Source organism: Sutcliffiella horikoshii, assembly GCF_020524325.1.
Lineage (GTDB): Bacteria > Bacillota > Bacilli > Bacillales > Bacillaceae_I > Sutcliffiella_A > Sutcliffiella_A horikoshii_D.
Genome location: NZ_JAIVKY010000007.1, coordinates 160379 through 182156 on the forward strand (window position 1 = coordinate 160379; position 21778 = coordinate 182156).

Genomic DNA, 21778 nt, shown 5'->3' on the forward strand with positions numbered 1-21778 from the left:
TATTATTCAAGTACTTACAATGGCCACCAATGGAAGCCGTCTTTTTCTAATAATCCGTCGGCCTGTTTTGGACCCATGGAACCTGATTCGTAGTTCGGGAAATCAAATGCCCTCGTGTTTTCCCACGCTTTGGAGATCTCATCGATAAAGCTCCAAGAAAGGGCCACTTCATCCCAGTGAGTGAAGTTTGTCATATCGCCTCGCATCGCGTCATAGATCAAACGCTCATAAGCTTCAGGCGTGTTAATGCCGTCGATGCAGTTGTTTGTATAATCAAGTCTGATAGGAGTGGTTGTTACATCCTTACCCGATTTTTTCGCATTTAAATGCAAGGTAATCCCTTCTTCCGGTTGAATGTTAATGACCAGTAGGTTAGGATCTACCTTTTCCCCACGATTATAGTATAAATTCATCGGAATATCCTTGAACTGAACGATAATCTTCGTGGATTTTTCACTCATTCTCTTTCCAGTACGAATATAGATGGGAACACCAGCCCAACGGAAATTATCAATCAATAATTTACCTGCCACATACGTTTCCGTATTGGAGTTAGGATCCACTGAATTTTCCTCGCGATAGCCTTGTACCTGGTCACCGTCCACAATCCCGGCGCCATACTGTCCGCGAACGAAATAGTCCTCGACGTCATCTTGCTCAATCTTTCTCATCGCACGCAAGACTTTCACTTTTTCACTGCGAATCTCTTCTGGATTCAGTTTGATAGGCGGCTCCATCGCAAGAAGCGCAACCATTTGAAGCATATGATTTTGCACCATGTCACGCAGTGCACCAGAGTTTTCATAATAACGTCCGCGATCCTCGACTCCAAGCACTTCACTTGAGGTAATTTGGATGTTAGAGATGTAACGGTTATTCCAGAGCGGCTCGAAAAGAGCGTTGGCAAAACGGATTACTTCTATATTTTGGACCATTTCTTTTCCAAGATAATGATCAATACGATAGATTTCCGATTCATCAAATGCTTGACGAATTTCAGCATTCAAATCTTTTGCAGATGGAAGATTGTGACCGAACGGCTTTTCTATGACAAGGCGCTTCCAACCGTCTGTTTCAGTAAGGCCTTCTGACTTCAGGTTCGTGGCAATCGTGCCGAAGAACTCAGGAGCCATGGCAAGATAGAAAATTCTATTCCCATTCGTTTCGTAGTCGGAATCCAGTTCACCGCACAATCCTTTTAGCTGTTGGTAAGATTCGCTGCTTGTCACATCAAAAGGATGATAATAGAAGTGAGAGCTGAATTCTTCAACATTTCCGTCGCCATTGGCCACGTTGCTGACAGAATTAGACACATTAGAACGGAACTCCTCATTTGTGAGCGGACGTCTTGCAACGCCGACAACAGCAAAGTTTTTAGAGATGCTACCATTTTTATAAAGACGATAGATGGAAGGATACAGCTTTCGTTTCGCTAGATCTCCTGTTGCACCAAAAATGACAATTAAAGATGTCGGATTTTCTTTTTTACTCACCTTAAGAACCTCGCTTTATGTACTATTCTTCAAAATATGTGTTATAACATTACCGTTGATTAGGCTGATTAATTATGTAAAAATGTAGCAATTACAAAAATAAGTATGAAACATTGAAAAAATAACCTACCCAAGTATTTTATTTTATCTGTTACTGGGAAGGATTTCAATCTTTATTAAGCCTTATTTACTTACCAATCACTATATCACATCTGAGGTTAAATCTCAGAATGATAGGACTTGTCTTAGTATGAAAAATTAAGGGCAAAACCATTCATATGAAAACTTCGGAAACCAATTAATTCATCTATATGATAAAGTAAGAATGACAGGTATGAACGGAGGTACAAGCAATGGAGAATGTTAGTGGAACGTGGAAGGATTTGTTGGAAAAAGAGGCGTCCCAAAAGTATTTTAAGGATCTGATGACTTTCCTTGAAGAGGAATATGCAACGCAAACCGTCTATCCAGAAAAGGAAGCCATCTTCTCAGCATTCCAAGCTACAAGTTTTGAAGATGTAAAAGTCGTTATATTAGGGCAAGACCCTTACCACGGGAAAGGACAGGCGCACGGCATGAGTTTCTCTGTCCAAAGAGGAGTGCGAGTCCCACCTTCGCTAAAAAATATTTACCGTGAGCTTTATGAAGACCAAGGCTTAGAGCCTGTAAATCATGGCTTTTTGATGGAGTGGGCAAAGCAAGGTGTGTTATTATTAAATACGGTTTTGACGGTCAGAGAAAGCAATCCGAATTCCCATAAAGGAAAGGGTTGGGAGCTATTTACCGATGAAGTCATCCGAGCGTTAAATGAGCGCGAAAAGCCAGTCATTTTTATCCTTTGGGGCAAACATGCGGAACAAAAGGAAGCGCTGATTACGAATGATCATCATTTTATCCTGAAAAGCGCGCACCCGAGCCCTTTCTCCGCGCGAAAAGGATTTTTTGGCAGCAGGCCTTTCTCAAAGGTAAATGCCATCTTGGAAGAAACCGGTCAAGATACAATCGATTGGCGATTAACGCCTTAAAAAATATAAGGAAGTGCACGAATTGAAAAAGACGATCCAACATATAGTCCGACACCGTTATTTTATGAATACTGTGATGTTTGTTATCCTCTTAAACGCCATCTTAATCGGGGTCGAGACTTATCCTGATTTAAGAGCGGAATATGCGGGGCTGATTTATGGCTTTGAAGTGTTTTTCTTATGGTTTTTTACCATTGAGATTATTTTAAGAATGCTTGCTGAAAAGAAACTTCACCATTTCTTCAAAAGCAGATGGAATGTTTTTGACTTTGTCATTGTCGCAGGGGTTCTGTTCTTCAGCGGAACTTATTTTATATCAGCCATCCGAATCTTACGTGTGCTAAGGGTTTTGCGCGCCATTACGGTCGTTCCATCCTTAAATCGACTTGTGACGGCATTCCTTAAAACCATACCGTCGCTCGGAACCATTATGATGTTACTATCTCTAGTCTTTTACGTGTACGCAGTATTGGGCGTCCTGCTTTATGGAGATATTTCACCAGAGTATTTCGGGTCACTGCATTTAGCGCTTGTCTCACTGTTCCAAGTCATTACATTGGAGTCTTGGGCAAGTGGTATTTTTCGTCCCATATTCGCTGAGAGCTCGCTTTCATGGGTATACTTCGTTTCCTTCATCCTAGTTGGAACGTTTATCGTCTTGAACCTGATTGTCGGGGAGATCTTGAACAATATTCAGGAAGCAAAGGAAGAGGAATTGAAAGAAGATAAAATAGAAGTTAGCAAAAAAGAGCTGGCGAAAATTACGAATGAAATTGCAGAGCTGAAGCAACTTTTACAAAACAAAGAAAAGATATAAGTCAAAGGACGCGCAGGAGTGTTAGTACTCTTGGCGTCTTTTTTAAAGTATATAATACCCGTTGATCCCCGTTCTAGGCCCTTTGCTTGCCTGCGGGCGGTCCGTGAGCCCTCACTTCGTTGGAAGCCACTGAAAATTGAAATCTCATGTGCTTAAATGATTTCTAGCTGGTGATTGGAGAAAAAGGCGGAGGCTCCAGCAGTGCCCCTAGGAAAGCGAAGCCTTTTTAGGAAATCAACAGCGGTGTCTATACAACGTTTAAAAAAAAAGACTTTTTCAGTGGCGTCCTTCGTTGCTGGGTCTCACCTGTCCCTTCCTCCCGCGGGCGTCTGCGCGCCTTCCACTACAATCAACATGGATATATCATTCAACTTTTATCAAAAGATAAAATAATTTAGAAATGATACTTAAGACCCAGCTGTTTTGTGCCGAAAATAAATAAAAGAGATAAAACAATTATGAGCATTTGTGCAAACGGTTTCATCTTCGAGGGTGAGTTTATTTGTGGGGGGAAGAAAAATGGGGAGTATGAGAAAGAGGCTGTTAGTTTTGACTCTATTAATCGGGAGTATCGGCCTGGCAGCGTCCCTTGTCATTTGGGTGAACAGCATGCAGGTGCAAAAAGGGGTCAAGGAGTTAGACGAGATTACGAAAATCAATGAGAGTTATTTTGAGCTGGTGCAATCCTATCAAAGTACATTGGCAGATATGTATTTTGTCGTATCAAGTGGGTATTCCAAAACACATGTACAAAAAATAGAAGAAAATTTAACGCAAACCGAAAAGAAGCTCCAAGATTTCGAGCCTTATTTTGAGGAATTTGAGGAATTTGGTCAGCTGAAACAGTATTTTGTTGTTTCACATGAAACATTGTCAAAACAATTCGACATCATTAGCGATGTTTCGAATGCCGCCAACATGGATCGTGTTCGAATCACGACATCGGAAGACCTAGCCAAAGCGCGGAATCAAATCGAGCGCGCAAATGATAGTGGCATGGAGTTCTTACAGGCATTTAATGATGAAAACAGACAGGTCATCCAAGATAAAGTAGTCTCTACCGAACGATGGACTTTGATAACATTGGCTATCCTTGTATTGGTTCCAATCCTTGCTCTTCTATTGTTCAGAACGGCATTTAACAAAGGAGTCAACCAGGTTCTTAGTCGCGTGAACGCCTATCAGGAGGGCGACTTCTTATATGAAGCAGAGCAATCTTCTTTGAGAAAAGATGAGTTTGGACAGATCGAGACGTCTCTCACCACCATGGGACAAAATATTGAGCAACTTATGCAAGGAAGTCTTGGGGCAAATCAACGCCTTCAGCATGTCATGAAAGAGCTCTTGGTGGCAGCAGAACAGAACTTAGAAGAGTCTGCAGGGATCAAACAGCGGTCAGAACAAGTAACCGAAAAAGTGTCCATGCAGTATGAAGGGACAGCTGCCATTTCAGCGGTTACGGAGCAGGCATCTGCTAGCACGCAAGAGATTTACAGCATTGTGGATGAGATGAAACGCAACCTGGAAGGAATGGAGAGCCTTTCGAAAAGAGGCGCGCAGTCATTGCAGCAGATGGTTGCCGACATGCATCAATCTTCCAAGGAGACGGAAACGATTGTAGATCGATTTACAAAAATAAAAGTAGATATTGATGAAGCGAACAGTTTCCTCAAGGGAATTACCGAAATTACCACACAGACAAACTTGCTTGCCCTTAATGCCTCCATTGAAGCTGCACGGGCAGGGGAGGCTGGCAAAGGGTTTGCAGTCGTGGCAGATGAAATCAGGAAGCTATCCGGCCAGACAGATCTCTTTTCCAAACAAATTAACGGCATCACGGGTCGCATTCAGGAAGATACAAATGAAGTGCTGAAAGAGTTTCAACTCTTTAAAGAAACGATCGAGCAGACGAACGAAAAAAATGAAGCTTCCGCGAAGTTGTTCCAGGAAATTGCCACGAACAGCGGAGCACTGCTTGAACAGGGAACTCATATCACGGTGACAATGGAAGAAATCAGCCAGGGAGTAAATGAGATTGTCCACTCTGTAAATGACTTGGTTGCATCGTCTTCCGAGCTTACTGAGGAGATGGGTGAGGTCGTAAAGGCTGCAGATCACCAGGTGGACTTATCCAATAACATGAGACGTACGGTTGATACAGTAAAAGAGACCGCGGAAGACTTGGCGGCCAACATTGCATCCATAAACATGAATAAATCGTGAACATGAAGCCTGCGGGGGTGATTCTCCGCAGGTTTTTTATTTTATGGGAAGTTGGAAGATGGTAGAATGAAGGATGGACAAAGAAGGATTCAAAAGGAAAGGGTGGGGAGCATGGCAAAACGGATTAATTGCTTGAAATGCAAGCATTACTATGTCACCTGGGATGCTAAGTTCCCAAAAGGATGCCGGGCTTTCGGTTTTAAAACAAACCAGATGCCTTCCAATGCTGTCCTGCGCTCTTCAGGAAGTCCTTGTTTGAAGTTCGACGGAAAAGATTCGCCAATAAAACCTGGCGAGAACGGGTATTATGTGTAAAAGGAGATTAACTATGAAAAAAATAAATTATTTACCATGGATTATCGGAATTTCGATTGCGGTAAATGCCCTGGTTGTCGTGCTGTTTTTCCTTCCTCAGTATGAAGGTTTGGCGCATGTCGACTTAACGTTTTTGCCGATGATGAACGCAATTTTCAATAGCTTTACTTTTGTCTTTTTGGTGTGTGCCTTAATTGCTATTAAGAAGAAAAACATTACGGTCCATCGCCGCTTCATCTTTGCTGCATTTTCATCTACCACCTTGTTTTTAGTTACATATGTGACGTATCATTCCTTAACAGAGTCCACTCCATTTGGAGGAGAAGGAATTATCCGGTCCATCTATTTCTTTATTTTACTGACTCATATCGTGTTGGCCGTAGTTATAGTGCCATTGGCGTTATATTCCTTGGCAACCGGACTAAGCATGCATAAGGAACGTCACAGAAAGATTGCGCGCTGGACGATGCCATTATGGTTATATGTCAGTCTTACAGGTGTTATTGTGTACTTAATGATTTCACCGTATTACTAGGATTTTTCAAGGAGGGAAGAAGGATGAGTATCACAATCGATAAGGTTCTTGCTCGCTTAGAGTCTGAATTGGAGCGTGCCATAGACACTGGAAATGTGCAAAAGAAGCGGGAGCACCTTGCTGCGATAAAATCCCTGTGTGAGTTGGCGTTGGAGACGGATTCGGAAGGAGATGGGTTTGCTTCCTCAAGAGCGGCATCACAACCAGCTGCTGCTAAAACGACTCGCAGCATTCAAAGAGCGCCCGTATCATTCGAACAAGCGGCACCCATCTACACGCCGCCCACCCAACCACCAACCATCACAAACGCCCCATCCAAACCCATCAAAGAAGACGACGCGAACGGGGACTCTTTGTTTGACTTTTAAGAGGAGGGGTCAGACCCCTTGTTACTTCTCTAAAGGGTTAAAGTGTTTTTCTTATTGTTATCTGCAGGTGGTTTCTCCCCACAACTTACCATACTAAAAACGGCGTGGTAACTTAAACTATAAACACCCCAGTAAGTAATGGAGGTGTTTTACATGCCTGGTGGTACAGACGGATCGATGTATGGTTTGATGGCGGCGTACGTAAGCACTAATTTTGACTCGTCGACAAAACTTTCCCACGATCGTTATGAAGTGTATGTAAATGGTGACTTTGTTGGGCAGAAAAATTTGCTCTCCACAAGAGAAGACGTTACAAGTGTCAATGAATTCTTACATTCACATGGATATAATGACTTTTTGTCTAACATAGATGGTGATCATTATCATATACAAACGGAAAAAAAAGAACGGGAGCTTAAACAGGCTCTGCAAATTTATCTTCATTCAAGATGATTTCGACGAAATGCTCTTACTGCTTTCATGAACGAGGCGGTGGGGGCGTTTTTTTATGATAGGAGGGAGTAAGTGAACATTATGTGTACTCAGGTTAAATAACGGAGGGCAGCTTAGGTATCCCGCTTGGTCCGGGGAAGCTAATACTATATAATTCATTATATTGAAGAAATTAAACAGACCTTTTGAAAGGTGGAAAATGGACATGAATTTATTTATCATCATTGCAGCAATAAACGCATTTTTGGCAGTGGCTCTCGGGGCATTTGGAGCCCACGGACTGGAAGGAAAAGTATCCGAGAGAATGATTGAGATCTGGAAAACCGGTGTTACATACCAAATGTTCCATGCAGGCGGACTTTTCGTCGTGGCGCTACTCATGGAACGCTTCAACAGCACAGGCCTATTAAACGGAGCAGGCTGGTCCTTCCTCATCGGAATCATCCTATTCTCCGGAAGCCTGTACATCCTCACCCTCTCCGGCGTAAAAATACTCGGAGCCATCACCCCACTAGGCGGCGTAGCCTTCCTCATCGGATGGGTGCTCATCATTGTGGCAGCGGTGAAAGGGTAAAAGGGTTTTAGATAGTTTGGTTTATTGCGTTTGAGTTGTAAAGAGGTAAAGGAATAAAGAGGGGTCTGACCCGCTGTGCGTTAATGCGTTAACACACAACATCGTCAGCCCCTCTTTTTTATTTGTTTTCTAAAGCTTTTCTTTAGTTTGTTTTTACCTTGGTTGGTATTGGGTCAGGCCTCCGCCGTTGAATGGGTATTCGTAGTCGAGCTCTTCGTCGAATGTGATGTAGTCTAGGTAAACCATCAGGAGTAGGTAGCGTTTGCCGGTTTGTGGGTCACTCAGGATAATGTGATCGCGTCCTGCCGCTTCTATGATTCCTTTAAATATTTTTGCATTCCATTCCCGGTTGTTCTCGAATGTCATGTACACGGTTGCCAGTTTCCCACGATTTAAGCGAAGAATATTTTCAATATAGGATTGCTCTAGCGGAAGCATGCCTGGAACATCCTGCCCACCTTGCTGGCCGCCAGGTTGAAATTGAGTTGGATAAGATGGTATTCCTGTTTGCTGTCCTGCCACTTGCTGTTGTTGAGGTTGCTGCTGTTGCATTTGCTGCATCGGAAAACCGCCTCCACCGCCACCATACCACTGTTGCCCATAGTTTCTGTAATAGGATGAGTAAGGATCTGCTCCGTACCCCGTAGAAAAAGGGGTACCTGCTGCCTGAGAAAACTGTTGATTCATCTGTCATTCCCTCCTCAAAAACTTTTATCTGCTTCGTTGTGAGAAATAACTCCCATCTCCATGCCCAAACCCACCTCGCTCGGGCTGAAAAGGGTGCTATGGTTCAAAAGATTAAGTCGCACTACTTGATTGTATGAGTTTTTAAGAAGGAATATGACAGGGGTGGAGAGGGGGGAGGAGTAATAAGAAAGTTAGAGTACGAAATTGTTTCAACAAATGTAACAGGGAAGACGTCTCAAGGCCCGAAGCTCGAAAACCCAAAGAGGTTCGGTAACAGAAAAGACGTCTCAAGGCCCGAAGCTCGAAAACCCAAAGGTGTTCGGTAACAGAAAAGACGTCTCAAGGCGCGAAGCTTCAAAAACCAAAAGCGTTCGGTAACAGAAGAGACGTCTCAAGGCCCGAAGCTCGAAAACTCAAAGGCGTTCGGTAACAGAAAAGACGTCTCGAGGCCCGAAGCTTCAAAAACCAAAAGCGTTCGGTAACAGAGAAGGCGTCTCAAAGCCCGAAGCTCGAAAACCCAAAGAGGTTCGGTAACAGAGAGGACATCTCAACTCCCAAAGCTCCCCCAAAAATAGTGTTCGATAATAGAAAAATAGACAAGTCGTCTCAGATCCGAAACATCACAAAAAAACGCCAAGCCACCAAACTGGGAATCCAACTGGGCGGCTTGACGTCAGCAAATCAATCTTTATTTTACACGTGCAAGAAAGAATAAACGCGATCTTCTTCCAACAGGTTACCTACATAGAATGCACCAAACTCACCGAAACGCGCACTAACTTCGTCAAAGCGCATTTCATATACAAGCTTCTTGAACTGAAGTGCTTCGTCCGCAAACAATGTTACGCCCCACTCGTAGTCGTCAAAACCGACAGAACCAGTGATGACCTGCTTCACTTTTCCAGCATACTGACGGCCAATCATCCCGTGGCTGCGCATCATACGGCGACGGTCTTCCATCGGCAGCATATACCAGTTGTCTTCCCCGTTACGGCGCTTGTCCATCGGGTAGAAGCAGACATGCTTTGCTTTTGGCAATTCAGGGTATAGTCTAGCAAGGATTTGCGGATTCTGATAAGGATCCTCGCCTTCAGGTAAGTAGTTGCTAAGCTCTACAATCGACACATAAGAGTGTACAGGAACTGTGTATTGAGCTAAAGTTGTTTTATTAAATTCGTTTTCGATTTCATTCAATTCTTCTAACGTCGGACGAAGAAGCATCATCATGAAGTCCGCTTTCTGCCCCACGATGGAGTACAACGCGTGACTTCCGTTCTTTTCTAATTGAACCGTGTTCCATTTCTCCACAAGTCCAAGGAATTCATTAATAGCCGTTTGGCGTTCTTCGCTTGAAAGCGTCTTCCAAAGGGCCCAATCTACCGTACGAAAATCATGGAGGCAATACCAGCCATCCAATGTTTGAGCTGCTTCACTCATTACAATCACTCCTTAAAAAGATTGTGTATGTATCCTTCCTTACTATATCACAGTTTCCCCATGACTTCCTGTAAGTAAAACTCCAAAATTGTGAAAGCTTCATGAATAGGAAAAGGCAGCACAGATACAATAGTAGGGCATAGACGGAGGACTTTTTTTAGAAAATAAAGACTTTTTTCTGTAAGCGATAACAATAGAAGGTATCGGTTGCTTTTCCATGTTGAAGGAGTATCCTAAACAATAGAAGCGAAAATAAAGCGGATTAAGGAGTGACCTTTGTGAGCGATTTATTTCAAACATTAAAAGACAAAGTGGCAGGAAAAGATATCAAAATTGTATTCCCAGAAGGAAATGATGAGCGTGTATTAACGGCTGTTGCACGTTTGGCTGCAGAAAATATGGTGAAGCCAATTGTGGTTGGAGATTTGGACGAGATCAACGGACTTGCTTCCGAGTTAAAGCTGACTCTGGACGGCGTAGAAATTTACGATCCAAAGACATACGAAAACATGGACGAGCTTGTCGCTTCTTTCGTGGAGCGTCGTAAAGGTAAAGCGACGGAAGAGGATGCACGTAAAATCTTATTGAACCCGAACTACTTCGGCACCATGCTTGTACACGTGGACCGTGCGCAAGGACTTGTAAGTGGAGCGGCGCATTCTACAGCCGACACAGTGCGTCCGGCATTACAAATTATCAAAACAAAAGAAGGCGTACGCAAAACTTCTGGTGTTTTCATCATGGTTCGTAACGACGAGAAGTATGTATTCGCAGACTGCGCAATCAACATTTCTCCTGACAGCAATGACCTTGCAGAAATCGCAGTTGAGAGTGCGGCAACAGCGAACATGTTCGGTATTGAGCCGAAAGTGGCAATGCTAAGCTTCTCTACAAAAGGATCTGCAAAATCACCGGAAACAGAGCGTGTGGTAGAAGCGGCACGCATTGCATCAGAACGTGCACCTGAACTTGTGGTGGACGGAGAGTTCCAATTTGATGCAGCATTCGTACCATCTGTTGCGGAAAAGAAAGCACCAGGTTCGAAAATCCAAGGTGACGCAAACGTATTCGTATTCCCAAGCTTGGAAGCAGGAAACATCGGCTACAAAATTGCTCAACGCCTAGGAAACTTCGAAGCAGTAGGACCAATCCTACAAGGACTCAACAAACCAGTAAACGACCTATCCCGCGGCTGCAGCGTAGAAGACGTCTACAAACTGGCCCTCATCACAGCAGGCCAAGCGGTTAACTAACTTACTTAATAGAAATAACATAAAAAGAGGTATGTGCCACCAAGCACATACCTCTTTTAAGTATTCGACACGGAGAGGGAAAACCCTTTGGGGGTCTGACCCCCAAAGGGTATTTTTTTTCTCGAAAACCATGTATTATAATGCTAAGTAACCTATAAGTACGGTATTTAAGAGGAGCATTCAAGATTATGACAGAACCAACAGGATCAACAGAATCAACATCAATTCACACGCCTGCGCTTCAGTTGTTGAAGCAGCCGAGTTGGCGAATTATAGATCAGTCATCCTTAGGGACAAATTTTCATGCGCTGCAATCTTTTGCGATGGATGACACATTATGCACCGCTGTTGGCAAAGGAGACAGCGGAGCGACATGTCGGACGTGGGTGCACCATAACACGGTGGTGTTAGGCATTCAGGATACCCGTCTTCCGCACTTACAAGCAGGAATTGATTATCTGAACAGTCAAGGCTATGAGGTAATCGTCAGGAACTCGGGTGGACTTGCAGTCGTCCTGGACCAAGGCGTCCTGAACATTTCCCTTGTTTTTCCGGAAGGAGAGAAGGCAATCGATATCAATCGTGGGTATGATGCGATGTGGGAGCTCACAAAGCATATGTTTCGTGATATGCCTTACAACATGGAGGCGAAGGAAATTGTCGGTTCCTATTGCCCTGGTAGTTACGACCTCAGCATTGAAGATAAAAAGTTTGCAGGCATCTCTCAGCGTCGTATTCGCGGAGGAGTGGCTGTTCAAATTTATTTATGCATTGACGGAAGTGGATCGGAGCGGGCAAAGATGATCGGAGAGTTCTACAAACGCTCCCTTCAAGGTGAAACGACCAAGTTCGCATTTCCGACTATTGTGCCAAACGTGATGGCATCCCTAACAGAGCTTACTGGTCAGAATCTAACAGTGCAAGACGTGATGCTGCGCCTTCTCACCTCACTGAAAGAAATTAGCGGCACCATCTTCTCCAACACCTTACAGGGCCATGAGCTGGACTTGTACGAGCAATACTACGCAAGAATTGTGGAACGAAACGAAAAAGTTCTGGGAGAAAAATAAAAAGGGTCTGACCCCACTTTAACGCATTAACGTAAGTGGGGTCAGACCCCTTTTATCTTTTTATCTCTATTCCGCCAGTTTCTCCAGATTGCCGTTGCGGTCCATCATGAATTTGGATGGGACGTGTTCTTCTTCGTCGAAGAGGACTAGTTTGCGGGCACGGTTCATGATTTTCATGAGTGTTTCGTAGTCTTCTTGGACGGTGACTTGTTCGTCTTGTAGTTTTTGCACGCGTTTTTCCAGTTCGTTGTTAGCGCGCGCAAGTTCTGCGTTTTCTTTTACTAATCTCTCATTTTCTTGTTGTAGAGCACTAGTATGAACGTTTGAGTGTTTCATGGTTTGTAAGAAACTTATTACTTGCTCCATCGATAAAGAAGATCCCATGCCCATTCCCATGCTGCCACTTCCATAGCCTGCAAAAGATGGTTGTGCTTTCAGTTCGGCAGCTCTTCTTTCCACTCTTGTTTGTGGAGCGGTAAAAGATTGCTTTTCTTCCAGAGCTTCCATTGGTCTTTCCTCCATCTGCTCCAACACAAACGGCAACTCTTCATTCACCACAGTCTCAGGCGGCGTGTACAATAGCTTCTTCGTAGGCTGCCCTAGTGCACGCTGACGTTGTTTTCGTTGCTTTTTCGCAAGCTGTAGCGCCTTTTCATAGTCATGTCTCACGACCGCGTTCCAGCGGAATCCACATGCAGCAGACGTACGGTTCAGCTTGTCGCCGACCTCTTCAAATGCATTCAACTGGGTGCTTCCTTCACGGACATGGCGCAGAACGGTTTCTGCTAGCAATAAATCATTCTCTTCGGACCAAGCATCTTGACGATCTTTCATATATAATCCAACTCCCTTATTTAATCATCGTTCTGTCTATATTTTTGACGGAGAAAAAAATATTTATACATATTCATAGAAAAAATTACTAGATTGTTATCTGTCAGTATTTCGCCCAGAATCTCCTAGAAATGAACTTGCATTGTCCATGGATTCCCTGTAAAATACCTTTTAGTTAACGAACGATAAAGTGACTCCAATCACTTTTTTATAAGAAAGGGCTGTGTAAAACCATGGCAAATGAGTTTCGCATTTGTGATGACTGCGACGCAACCAACGTGAAAACTCTCATTCCGAAACTAAAAAAAGTGGACGAGGGAGCATGTGTGGAAGTGGGCTGTCAATCCTATTGCGGGCCGGGAAGAAAGAAGTCGTTTGCATTCGTAAACAACCGTCCTGTCTCCGCCCCAACAGAAGATGAACTAATTGAAAAAATAGAGAAAAAGCTAAAGAAATAAAAATCGCCTCTGTATCCTGCATAGGTGATTTTTTATTCGCTTTTCTAGAAAAAAAGACTAATTGGCAACGAAGTAGGGTAAACCCTTAAGGGAGTTGAGTTTCCCCTGGTTGTCGAAGTGCAGGGTGTTCGACTCCGGAGGGAGATAGCGATAGACTTGAGACCCCACAGGCGAAGCCGAGGAGGCTCAAGCACCGCCCCTCGGAAAGCGAACACCCGGAACGAAGACTACCAGGAGTTATATTATTCACCCAATATCCATCCTTTTCTTGTAAAATATTTGCGATATAATAGAGTTAGATAATATTATGCCGAAAATAAAGAGGTCAACGAAATGAGTTATGCAACCGAAAAACTGAGTGAAGAAAAGGTATTTAAGGATCCTGTACACCGTTACGTCCATGTGCGCGACAGGGTTGTTTGGGATTTAATTGGGACTAGGGAATTTCAGCGTTTGCGCCGAATTCGCCAGCTAGGTACCACCTATTTGACGTTCCATGGAGCGGAGCATAGCCGACTTAACCATTCATTGGGAGTATACGAGATTGTCCGACGCATCATTGATGACGGATTTGATGGAAGACAAGACTGGAATCCGGATGATCGCTTGTTATGCCTTTGTGCTGCCTTGCTGCACGATTTGGGACATGGTCCATTTTCGCATTCCTTTGAAAAGGTGTTCCACTTAGATCATGAAGATTTTACCCAAGCCATCATTCTAGGCGACACAGAAGTTAACGCGGTGCTACGAAAAGTCCATAAGAATTTTCCAAAAGATGTAGCCGAAGTCATCGCGAAAACATATAAAAATAAATTAGTGGTTAGCATGATTTCTAGTCAGATAGATGCTGACAGAATGGACTACTTGCAGCGTGACGCTTATTTTACCGGAGTCAGTTACGGGCATTTCGATATGGAGCGAATCCTGCGCGTCATGCGCCCTCGAGAAGATCAGGTTGTCATTAAATCGAGCGGGATGCATGCGGTGGAAGATTATATTATGAGCCGCTACCAAATGTATTGGCAGGTTTATTTTCACCCTGTAACGAGAAGTGCAGAAGTTATTTTGACGAAGATTTTGCACCGTGCAAAACAATTACACCAAGAATATTACACATTTAAATATCATCCTGTTCATTTTTACTCACTATTTGAGGAAGAAATTTCAGTTGAGGATTACATAAAGCTTGATGAAGCAGTGATTATGTATTACTTCCAATCCTGGCAGGAAGAAGAAGATTCGATATTAAGTGACTTATGTCGACGATTTATGAACAGGAATTTGTTTAAATACGTCGAATTTAATCCTAATAAGCAAATGATGGACTTGATGGAATTGACAAGTCTCTTTAAGAAAGCGGGCATCGACCCTGCATACTATCTAGTGGTGGACTCCTCGTCCGACCTGCCGTACGACTTTTACCGTCCGGGAGAAGAAGAGGAGCGCCTTCCGATTCACCTGCTTATGCCAAACGGGGATGTGCGTGAGCTTTCAAGGGAATCTGAAATTGTGGATGCCATTTCCGGCAAAAGAAGAACCGATCACAAGCTTTATTTTCCACAAGACATGCTAGAAGATTTATCGACGAAAAAATCGGCAAAGAAAAAAATCAGAGAGATACTAGGGATATAGGCAACGGATAAGGTTAGGAGATGAAAGGGTTTGTTGACAGATCACGCAAAATTAATGAAGGTGTTTGCATCTGCAGGTGAAGTCATCGGGAGAAAGAAGCTGCAGAAAATGGTGTATATTGCGAAAAAGCTAAATTACCCATTTTACGAAAAGTACAATTTTCATTTTTACGGACCATATTCCGAAGAAGTGACATTGAGAGTGGAAGAACTCTGCAATCTCGGCTTTTTAAGCGAGCTAAAAGAGAACAAAGGGGGCTACTCCCAATATCGGTATACTCTGACGGAAAACGGGGAAGAATTCTTGACGCACTACGACTTGGAAATGCCGCACCTGAACGAGTGCATGACCAAGATGAACGAACAGAGCTCCCGCTTTTTAGAGCTTGTTTCCACGGTGCTGTTCTTTGAGAACCTGCCAAAAGAAGAGGTCCAGGAAAAAGTCTTTACACTGAAAAGCAAGCAGCGCTATACAGAGGAAGAAGTGAACGAAGCCTACGACTATATCGGAAGCCTTCGTGCATGCATCAAACAATAAATCATAGAAGCCCAAGAGGATGGTTGGATCCTTTTGGGTTTTTTGCTTTCTGAAGGCTTACCTCCACCCAAAAACGGGAATGCTACCTTATAAAAAGCCGATAAAAAAGAGGAGCAACATACATATGGAAAAGTGGACCTTACGAGCAAGAAAGGAAATCTGGTTTGTGCCGAGCCTATACGCATTGGCAAGTATTATACTTACAGCGATTGTCATTTCAATAGATACCGTTTTTGCCGATTCTGTACAAAACAATCTTCCCAAGATATTTTTCACAAACGTGGACTTAAGCACCACCATCCTAAGTTCCATTGCGACCGCCATTCTCACCATGACCACCATTTCCTTTTCCACCATCATGGTCGTCTTGACCACCTATTCCAGCCAGTTTTCTCCTAGGACGCTTCAAGATTTTATGACAGAAAAGACAACGCTGCGAGTGCTTGGTGTGTTTGTCGGGTCCTTTATTTATACGGTGTTGTCCTTACTGTTCATGAAAGATTGGCTAGATGAACAGCGGGTGTTAGCCTCAGGTGTTGGTGTCATTCTCGCGGTGATTTGTGTAGGATATTTTGTCTTTTTCATTCACCATGTAGCACGCTCCATTCAGGTCAGCAAACTTATTGAACGTCTCATGAAAGAGGGCCTTGCTACGGTAAAAAAGAAAAAGCTACTCTATAAAGCGGAAAAAATTCTTTTCGAAAAAATGGATATTCCCTTATCAACTCAGGATAAAGTGGAACTTACTCCAAAGGCAACAGGCTATGTTCAAGTAATTGATGCAGAAGGGTTGGCAGCCAAGGCGAAAGAACATGGCTTTCATATTGTTTTTAATAAACGCATCGGTGACTTTGTAACCGAACGAAGCGTGATAGCCATCGTTTATTTTACAAAAGAAAAACCAGAAGACGTGGACCTAACCGCATTTATTGAAGTGGGGGAGGAACGTACGCCGCTGCAAGACGGGGAGTTTGCTTTGCAAAAACTCGCGGAAGTCGCCCTGCGTGCAATATCTCCGGGCATCAACGATCCCAATACTGCCAACAACTGTATTCGGTACATGAGCAGGTTGTTGATGGAATTCGGAGAAGTCGATTCGGACGCTATTACCTACCTAGATGAAGAGAAAGAGAAGCGGGTAACAATTCCGCAACGGACATTTGAGGAGATATTATACACAGGATTCTTTCAGATTCGAATTTATGGGGAACGGGATATTTCGGTTGTACTAACAATATTGGAGTGTTTGTTGCTCATCGCCGAGGGTAGTAATCAGGAAATCAAGGACAAGATCAACGATATGTGGGAGTTTTTGGTGGACAGCATCAAGGAAGAATACTTTGAGCCCCTTGATATAAAAATGGTGGAAGAAAAGAAGAGGAAGTTAAGCGAATTACTAAATTAAATAGGGATTCGGCAGCCTGTCCTTTCCGAATCCCTCTGAACAATTATTGATCGCTTAATCGCTTACCGCCAACTGCATAGTGGCCTTTTGTCATCTCTTCAATAAACACAACGATTTTCTCTTCCGGGGCACCTGTTGTTTCGCTGACAGCAGCTGTCACTTTTTCCACCAATGCTTTTTTCTGTTCTTCATTTCGACCTTCAAGCATTTTCACGGTTACATAAGGCATTTTTCATTCGCTCCTTTGATTGTTTTTAACTCTCCCGTAAATTATTGTATAATGAAAAGAAAAGCGCAAGCGGCAGGATCGGATTTGCCGCCGCAGCTAGACAAATGGCAAGGGGGCTAGAAAATGGATCAGGAAAAAAAGAAGAAACCAATTGGCTTTAATATTATAAAAAATGACCCGACAGACGGGCACGGTGGGTTCGGAATCGGGGCGCTCAGCCTTGATAATGTGTCACCTGTATTTGTTGATGTGGAGGGTGGAGAAGCGTTCGTTGATATCGGCGCGATGCATGCCCGCAGTACGGTAGAGCGTGGGATTAAGTTTCTTCCCAACAAAGAAGATGTACCGAACGGAAAACCTTTCTGGCTTGTGTGGGTAACAATTGACCGCAAACAGGAAGGTCCGTACTATGCCGGAGTGACAGCATGTGAAATGACGGTAGACAGAGAAATTCGCCGCGGATACAAGTCCTTGCCGGAGCATGTTAATAAAATGGATAAATCCATGAAACGCCATATCATGGTGGAGCACATGGATGACCGTTCTAAAGCTATTTTGCAAAACTATCTCGAGGCTCACGACAGCGGAATGTGGGAACGAGCAACTGATGATCTCAAAAAACAATTAGCAACAAACTAGTTTGTCAAGAGGTTATCAAAAATAAAGATGTGACATTTTTTTGAATGTTCGACTCTACCCACTTGAGTTATTACGACAAAAAAAGTAAAATTAAACTCACATGTGTAGAACACATGGAAAGCTAGGACACCTAAAACCCCCGGGAGACATCCCGGGGGTTTTAACTTTTTTAGGATACTATTATAATAATCTCACTAAACTCCCTTATGATTTCCGTTCCAGGTGTTCGCTTTCCTAGGGGCGGTGCTTGAGCCTCCTCACTTCGTTGAGGGGTCTCAAGCTACCGCTATCTCCCTCAGGAGTCTCACACCTTGCACTACAATCATAAGGGGGAATTTTATAACACTACATCCAAGGAACAAATCGTTTCCACCATTTTTTGTTTTCTTCTTTTGGCTTGTCTTCAGGAATTGTTTCTTCCTCTTTTACATCCTCTAAATGCGCCATGCAGTATTCAGTTGGTTCAGTTCCTTTTATATAATAGCTTAGTCTGGAAACCGGACAGTCGCTTGTGGCAAGAAGTCCGCTCTCCGGATTGACCTGCACACCGACAACTCCTTCCGTTGGCGCAAATGCCATCACCGATTTATTATCAAGCGCGCGCTCCATAAATCCTGCCCATAAATTTTTTGCATAATGCTTCTCCGCCCAGAGCGTAATCGATTGATCGCGGTCATAGCCTGTCCAGACAGCACTCACTAGCTGCGGAGTGTAACCAATCATCCAACTGTCCGTTTCGGTGGATCCTGACTTTCCGGCATAAGGCCTTGTCAGTTTGTCGAGAATCGCATTTCCTGTTACGGCCATATAGCCGTTCAACGCCGGATCAAACATTCCCGTCATCATATGATTTAGGATAAATGTTACATCAGGATCCAACAGTTGCTTTGTTTCTTTTTCCCGCTCAAAGAGGATTTCTCCCTTGTAATTCACTACTTTCTCAATAAAAACAGGCTTCACTTCTTTACCGCCATTTGCAAATACACTGTAGGCATTGGCCATGTCAATCACTCGAACAGGGGACGTACCAAGTGCAAGAGAAGGGACATCTTTAATTTGTGAATGAATGCCAAGTTTTTTTGCCTGTTTGGTCAATTCTTCTTCACCAAGCAGCAGATGTGTTTTTACCGCATATACATTATCGGATAATGGCAGGGCTTGCATCATCGTCAACACATCATTTGCATAGTAGTTGTTAAAGTTGTGCGGCGTGTAGGTGGAACGCCCGTTATCCACTTGGAAGGTCGTCACTTCACTCCGGAAACCGGTGGACGGCGTGAATCCCTGCTCAAGCGCACGGTAATACAACAGTGGCTTGAAGGTTGAACCTGGCTGCCTTTCTGCCTGCGTCACCCGGTTATACGGGCTCTCTTCGTAATCTCTTCCACCGACAAGCGCGAGCACTCTTCCTGTTTTCGGTTCCATTGAGACGAAGCCGACCTGCATTTCAGAGGCTGGGTCGAACGTTTTCTCTACTTCCTCTTCCGCAATTGCCTGGAGAGTAGGGTCCAAAGTGGTATAAATGTGAAGTCCGCCCATTTCTAATTCTTTTTGCAGACCCAAAACATTTCTAATCTCCGCACGGACAGCATCTTGGAAATATGGCGCCATGAACTCTTTCGGAAGATGCTCACGGTTCCCGTAAGTCAGCGGTTGTGCAAGCGCGTCTTCCACTTCTTTTTTCGTAAGGGAGCCGTTTTCCACCATTGAATAAAGCACAATCTCTTGCCTTTGGCGTGCCCGGTCACTATCTGCATACGGCGAGAAGACGCTAGGACCTTTGGGAATGCCCGCAAGCATGCTGGCTTCCGCTAATGTCAGGTCTTTCGCAGGCTTGTTAAAATAATAATAGGACGCCGACTCAATTCCATAAGCGCCATGACCATAATAAATTGTATTTAAATAGCCTTCGAGAATCTCTTCCTTGGAGTAATTCGCCTCAATCCTGATAGTATATAAGGCTTCATCCCACTTTCGCTTCCACGTCTTATCGTGAACTAGAAAAAGATTACGCGCGTACTGCTGGGAAATGGTACTTGCTCCTTGCACTTTTGCCCGGGCCTTGATGTCGGCAAGGATGGCACCGCCGATTCGCTTCGGATCAAACCCGTGATGAGTGAAAAAACGCCTATCCTCCACCGCCACCGTCGCATCAATTAAATAAGGGGAGATGTCCTCGAGCCCGACCCAGTACCGCTTCTCACCACTATGAGCTTCTCCAATAATCGCTCCGTCCTTGCTGTAAATAATTGACGACTGCGTGACAGAAAGGGGAGGAGCACCCTTGGACTTTGCATAAATCCAAACTCCGCCAACTAAAAGAAAGAAAGAGATTGATAGGATGATTCCAATAAAAAACATCGCACGAATATATTTAATAACCTGCTGAAACCGGTCGTTTGTAATTAATTCCACTTGTATCGTTCCCCCTTTCACCTTGCTACAAAAGTTCCTATATATAAAAACAGTTTTTACTCCTAGTATGAAATTCTTTGAACCTTTTTAAACATTTGCAGAAAAATAAATTTTTTACTTGAATTTTTGCTAGATTCATCTATACTTTTTTCTTGGTGATTAGAAAAGTGAAAGTGGTTGTTCGTTGGCCACTGAAACAAGAAATCCCGAGAAATCAATGTTTCATTTTTCATCGATAGGGAACGATAAAAACGAGCATTTAACGATAGAAACTAACGCTTATGGTCGCAAGATAGATAGAACAATTTATTTTTGGAAGGGAATGTTGTACAAAATGGAATTATGGTACACAGAATATCAAACAAAAAACTTCGGAATCACAGCGAAAATCAAACGCACTTTACATACAGAGCAGACGGAATTCCAAAAGCTAGATATGGTAGAAACAGAAGAGTTCGGCAACATGCTTATTTTGGACGGAATGGTTATGACAACACAAAAGGACGAGTTCGTATATCACGAAATGGTGGCACACGTGCCATTGTTCACACACCCGAACCCTGAAAATGTGTTGGTAGTAGGCGGAGGAGACGGCGGGGTTATCCGCGAAGTCCTGAAGCACCCAAGCGTGAAAAAAGCGACACTTGTTGAAATCGACGGAAAAGTAATCGAGTACTCTAAAAAGTACCTTCCTGAAATTGCAGGAGAACTTGAAAACGAACGTGTAGAAGTGAAAGTCGGCGACGGCTTCATGCACATTGCAGAAAGCGAAAACGTATATGATGTCATCATGGTAGACTCCACGGAGCCTGTTGGACCAGCTGTAAACCTGTTCACTAAAGGTTTCTACGCAGGAATTTCCAAAGCATTAAAAGAAGACGGCGTATTCGTAGCGCAAACGGACAACCCATGGTTCACACCAGAGTTAATCACAAATGTACAACGCGACGTACGTGAAATCTTCCCGATTACACGCCTTTACATTGCAAACATCCCAACATACCCAAGCGGCATGTGGACATTCACAATCGGATCCAAAAAACATGACCCACTGGAAGTAAGCGAAGACCGCTTCCACGAAATCGACACAAAATACTACACAAAAGAACTGCACAAAGCAGCATTCGCCCTACCTAAATTCGTAGCAGATTTAGTGAAGTAATAAGGTAGAGTGATAAAGGGGTGAAGAGGGGTCTGACCCTCAGCCCGATACAGCGTTGAAGTTATAAAGAACTAAAGAGGGGTCTGACCCTCAGCGCGTTAAAGCGCTAAGGGTCAGACCCCTTTAAAAAAATGAATGACATTACGAGGGACGAAAATGAGATACTTCATATTTTTATCTGTCTCTCCTGTTGATTGAAGTGCAGGGTGTGAGACTC

22 protein-coding genes are annotated in these 21778 nt (G+C 43.6%); 16 read left to right on the plus strand and 6 right to left on the minus strand.

What is annotated here, in order from left to right; all coding sequences use genetic code 11:
- Window positions 1-14: 14 nt before the first annotated feature.
- Window positions 15-1493: a glucose-6-phosphate dehydrogenase gene (zwf, locus tag LC091_RS09740; RefSeq protein WP_226681832.1), complete on the minus strand. Its 1479-nt coding sequence runs from the start codon at window positions 1491-1493 to the stop codon at window positions 15-17.
- Window positions 1494-1846: 353 nt separating this feature from the next.
- On the opposite strand from zwf, the gene LC091_RS09745 reads away from it, so the two are divergent.
- The 8 genes from LC091_RS09745 (at window position 1847) to LC091_RS09780 (ending at window position 7803) form a co-directional block, all read left to right on the plus strand.
- Window positions 1847-2518 (plus strand): uracil-DNA glycosylase, encoded by a 672-nt coding sequence (locus LC091_RS09745; RefSeq protein ID WP_226681833.1) that lies wholly within the window; start codon window positions 1847-1849, stop codon window positions 2516-2518.
- Window positions 2519-2582: 64 nt separating this feature from the next.
- Window positions 2583-3335, plus strand: coding sequence for an ion transporter (locus LC091_RS09750; protein WP_264179278.1), 753 nt, complete (start codon window positions 2583-2585; stop codon window positions 3333-3335).
- 519 nt (window positions 3336-3854) lie between these two features.
- Window positions 3855-5558 carry a methyl-accepting chemotaxis protein gene (locus LC091_RS09755; RefSeq protein WP_226681835.1) on the plus strand — a complete coding sequence of 568 codons (1704 nt, stop codon included), beginning with the start codon at window positions 3855-3857 and terminating at the stop codon, window positions 5556-5558.
- 111 nt (window positions 5559-5669) lie between these two features.
- Window positions 5670-5873: a hypothetical protein gene (locus LC091_RS09760; protein WP_226681836.1), complete on the plus strand. Its 204-nt coding sequence runs from the start codon at window positions 5670-5672 to the stop codon at window positions 5871-5873.
- 13 nt (window positions 5874-5886) lie between these two features.
- Window positions 5887-6408, plus strand: a complete 522-nt coding sequence (locus tag LC091_RS09765) for a DUF420 domain-containing protein (RefSeq protein WP_226681837.1) — start codon at window positions 5887-5889, stop codon at window positions 6406-6408.
- A gap of 23 nt (window positions 6409-6431) precedes the next feature.
- Entirely contained in the window at window positions 6432-6776 is a 345-nt protein-coding gene (locus LC091_RS09770; RefSeq protein WP_226681838.1) for a YwdI family protein, read from the plus strand.
- Window positions 6777-6929: 153 nt separating this feature from the next.
- Window positions 6930-7229: a hypothetical protein gene (locus LC091_RS09775; RefSeq protein ID WP_010197523.1), complete on the plus strand. Its 300-nt coding sequence runs from the start codon at window positions 6930-6932 to the stop codon at window positions 7227-7229.
- Window positions 7230-7434: 205 nt separating this feature from the next.
- A complete protein-coding gene (locus tag LC091_RS09780; protein ID WP_226681839.1) occupies window positions 7435-7803 on the plus strand; it encodes a DUF423 domain-containing protein in 369 nt (122 codons plus the stop codon).
- Window positions 7804-7956: 153 nt separating this feature from the next.
- Here the strand turns inward: LC091_RS09780 and gerQ are convergent, their stop codons facing one another.
- On the minus strand, window positions 7957-8490 hold the full coding sequence (gene gerQ, locus LC091_RS09785; protein WP_226681840.1) for a spore coat protein GerQ: 534 nt from the start codon (window positions 8488-8490) through the stop codon (window positions 7957-7959).
- 693 nt (window positions 8491-9183) lie between these two features.
- Window positions 9184-9927, minus strand: a complete 744-nt coding sequence (gene hemQ / locus LC091_RS09790; protein ID WP_010197518.1) for a hydrogen peroxide-dependent heme synthase — start codon at window positions 9925-9927, stop codon at window positions 9184-9186.
- A gap of 278 nt (window positions 9928-10205) precedes the next feature.
- Here hemQ and pta point away from each other — a divergent pair, with 278 nt between their 5' ends.
- Both pta and LC091_RS09800 read left to right on the plus strand, forming a co-directional pair.
- Window positions 10206-11180 (plus strand): phosphate acetyltransferase, encoded by a 975-nt coding sequence (gene pta / locus LC091_RS09795; protein WP_226681841.1) that lies wholly within the window; start codon window positions 10206-10208, stop codon window positions 11178-11180.
- Window positions 11181-11368: 188 nt separating this feature from the next.
- Window positions 11369-12250: a lipoate--protein ligase family protein gene (locus LC091_RS09800; RefSeq protein ID WP_226681842.1), complete on the plus strand. Its 882-nt coding sequence runs from the start codon at window positions 11369-11371 to the stop codon at window positions 12248-12250.
- A gap of 66 nt (window positions 12251-12316) precedes the next feature.
- On the opposite strand, the gene LC091_RS09805 is transcribed toward LC091_RS09800, so the two are convergent.
- On the minus strand, window positions 12317-13084 hold the full coding sequence (locus LC091_RS09805) for an RsfA family transcriptional regulator (RefSeq protein WP_226681843.1): 768 nt from the start codon (window positions 13082-13084) through the stop codon (window positions 12317-12319).
- A 233-nt stretch (window positions 13085-13317) separates the two neighbouring features.
- Here LC091_RS09805 and LC091_RS09810 point away from each other — a divergent pair, with 233 nt between their 5' ends.
- The 4 genes from LC091_RS09810 (at window position 13318) to LC091_RS09825 (ending at window position 17116) form a co-directional block, all read left to right on the plus strand.
- The gene (locus LC091_RS09810) at window positions 13318-13542 is read left to right on the plus strand and encodes a DUF1450 domain-containing protein (RefSeq protein ID WP_010197511.1); all 225 of its coding nucleotides are present in this window, start codon (window positions 13318-13320) and stop codon (window positions 13540-13542) included.
- 333 nt (window positions 13543-13875) lie between these two features.
- Complete coding sequence (locus LC091_RS09815; RefSeq protein WP_226681844.1) at window positions 13876-15174, plus strand: HD domain-containing protein; 1299 nt, start codon at window positions 13876-13878, stop codon at window positions 15172-15174.
- Window positions 15175-15204: 30 nt separating this feature from the next.
- Window positions 15205-15711, plus strand: coding sequence for a YwgA family protein (locus LC091_RS09820; RefSeq protein ID WP_226681845.1), 507 nt, complete (start codon window positions 15205-15207; stop codon window positions 15709-15711).
- Between the two features lie 124 nt (window positions 15712-15835).
- A complete protein-coding gene (locus LC091_RS09825) occupies window positions 15836-17116 on the plus strand; it encodes a DUF2254 domain-containing protein (protein ID WP_226681846.1) in 1281 nt (426 codons plus the stop codon).
- A 43-nt stretch (window positions 17117-17159) separates the two neighbouring features.
- Here LC091_RS09825 and LC091_RS09830 read toward each other — a convergent pair whose 3' ends face one another.
- The gene (locus LC091_RS09830; protein ID WP_010197504.1) at window positions 17160-17345 is read right to left on the minus strand and encodes a 2-hydroxymuconate tautomerase; all 186 of its coding nucleotides are present in this window, start codon (window positions 17343-17345) and stop codon (window positions 17160-17162) included.
- A gap of 123 nt (window positions 17346-17468) precedes the next feature.
- Between LC091_RS09830 and LC091_RS09835 the strand changes: the two genes are divergently transcribed.
- On the plus strand, window positions 17469-17984 hold the full coding sequence (locus tag LC091_RS09835; RefSeq protein WP_226681847.1) for a YwhD family protein: 516 nt from the start codon (window positions 17469-17471) through the stop codon (window positions 17982-17984).
- Window positions 17985-18329: 345 nt separating this feature from the next.
- Here the strand turns inward: LC091_RS09835 and LC091_RS09840 are convergent, their stop codons facing one another.
- Window positions 18330-20399: a transglycosylase domain-containing protein gene (locus tag LC091_RS09840; protein WP_226681848.1), complete on the minus strand. Its 2070-nt coding sequence runs from the start codon at window positions 20397-20399 to the stop codon at window positions 18330-18332.
- 334 nt (window positions 20400-20733) lie between these two features.
- Between LC091_RS09840 and speE the strand changes: the two genes are divergently transcribed.
- Window positions 20734-21561 (plus strand): spermidine synthase, encoded by an 828-nt coding sequence (gene speE, locus LC091_RS09845; RefSeq protein ID WP_223493724.1) that lies wholly within the window; start codon window positions 20734-20736, stop codon window positions 21559-21561.
- Window positions 21562-21778 lie beyond the last annotated feature (217 nt).

Coding starts and splice junctions, on each gene's coding strand:
- LC091_RS09745 (WP_226681833.1), top strand. CDS start 1,847: ATGGAGAATGTTAGTGGAACGTGGAAGGATTTGTTGGAAAAAGAGGCG.
- LC091_RS09750 (WP_264179278.1), top strand. CDS start 2,583: ATGAATACTGTGATGTTTGTTATCCTCTTAAACGCCATCTTAATCGGG.
- LC091_RS09755 (WP_226681835.1), top strand. CDS start 3,855: ATGGGGAGTATGAGAAAGAGGCTGTTAGTTTTGACTCTATTAATCGGG.
- LC091_RS09760 (WP_226681836.1), top strand. CDS start 5,670: ATGGCAAAACGGATTAATTGCTTGAAATGCAAGCATTACTATGTCACC.
- LC091_RS09765 (WP_226681837.1), top strand. CDS start 5,887: ATGAAAAAAATAAATTATTTACCATGGATTATCGGAATTTCGATTGCG.
- LC091_RS09770 (WP_226681838.1), top strand. CDS start 6,432: ATGAGTATCACAATCGATAAGGTTCTTGCTCGCTTAGAGTCTGAATTG.
- LC091_RS09775 (WP_010197523.1), top strand. CDS start 6,930: ATGCCTGGTGGTACAGACGGATCGATGTATGGTTTGATGGCGGCGTAC.
- LC091_RS09780 (WP_226681839.1), top strand. CDS start 7,435: ATGAATTTATTTATCATCATTGCAGCAATAAACGCATTTTTGGCAGTG.
- gerQ (WP_226681840.1), bottom strand. CDS start 8,490: ATGAATCAACAGTTTTCTCAGGCAGCAGGTACCCCTTTTTCTACGGGG.
- hemQ (WP_010197518.1), bottom strand. CDS start 9,927: ATGAGTGAAGCAGCTCAAACATTGGATGGCTGGTATTGCCTCCATGAT.
- LC091_RS09800 (WP_226681842.1), top strand. CDS start 11,369: ATGACAGAACCAACAGGATCAACAGAATCAACATCAATTCACACGCCT.
- LC091_RS09805 (WP_226681843.1), bottom strand. CDS start 13,084: ATGAAAGATCGTCAAGATGCTTGGTCCGAAGAGAATGATTTATTGCTA.
- LC091_RS09810 (WP_010197511.1), top strand. CDS start 13,318: ATGGCAAATGAGTTTCGCATTTGTGATGACTGCGACGCAACCAACGTG.
- LC091_RS09815 (WP_226681844.1), top strand. CDS start 13,876: ATGAGTTATGCAACCGAAAAACTGAGTGAAGAAAAGGTATTTAAGGAT.
- LC091_RS09825 (WP_226681846.1), top strand. CDS start 15,836: ATGGAAAAGTGGACCTTACGAGCAAGAAAGGAAATCTGGTTTGTGCCG.
- LC091_RS09830 (WP_010197504.1), bottom strand. CDS start 17,345: ATGCCTTATGTAACCGTGAAAATGCTTGAAGGTCGAAATGAAGAACAG.
- LC091_RS09835 (WP_226681847.1), top strand. CDS start 17,469: ATGGATCAGGAAAAAAAGAAGAAACCAATTGGCTTTAATATTATAAAA.
- speE (WP_223493724.1), top strand. CDS start 20,734: ATGGAATTATGGTACACAGAATATCAAACAAAAAACTTCGGAATCACA.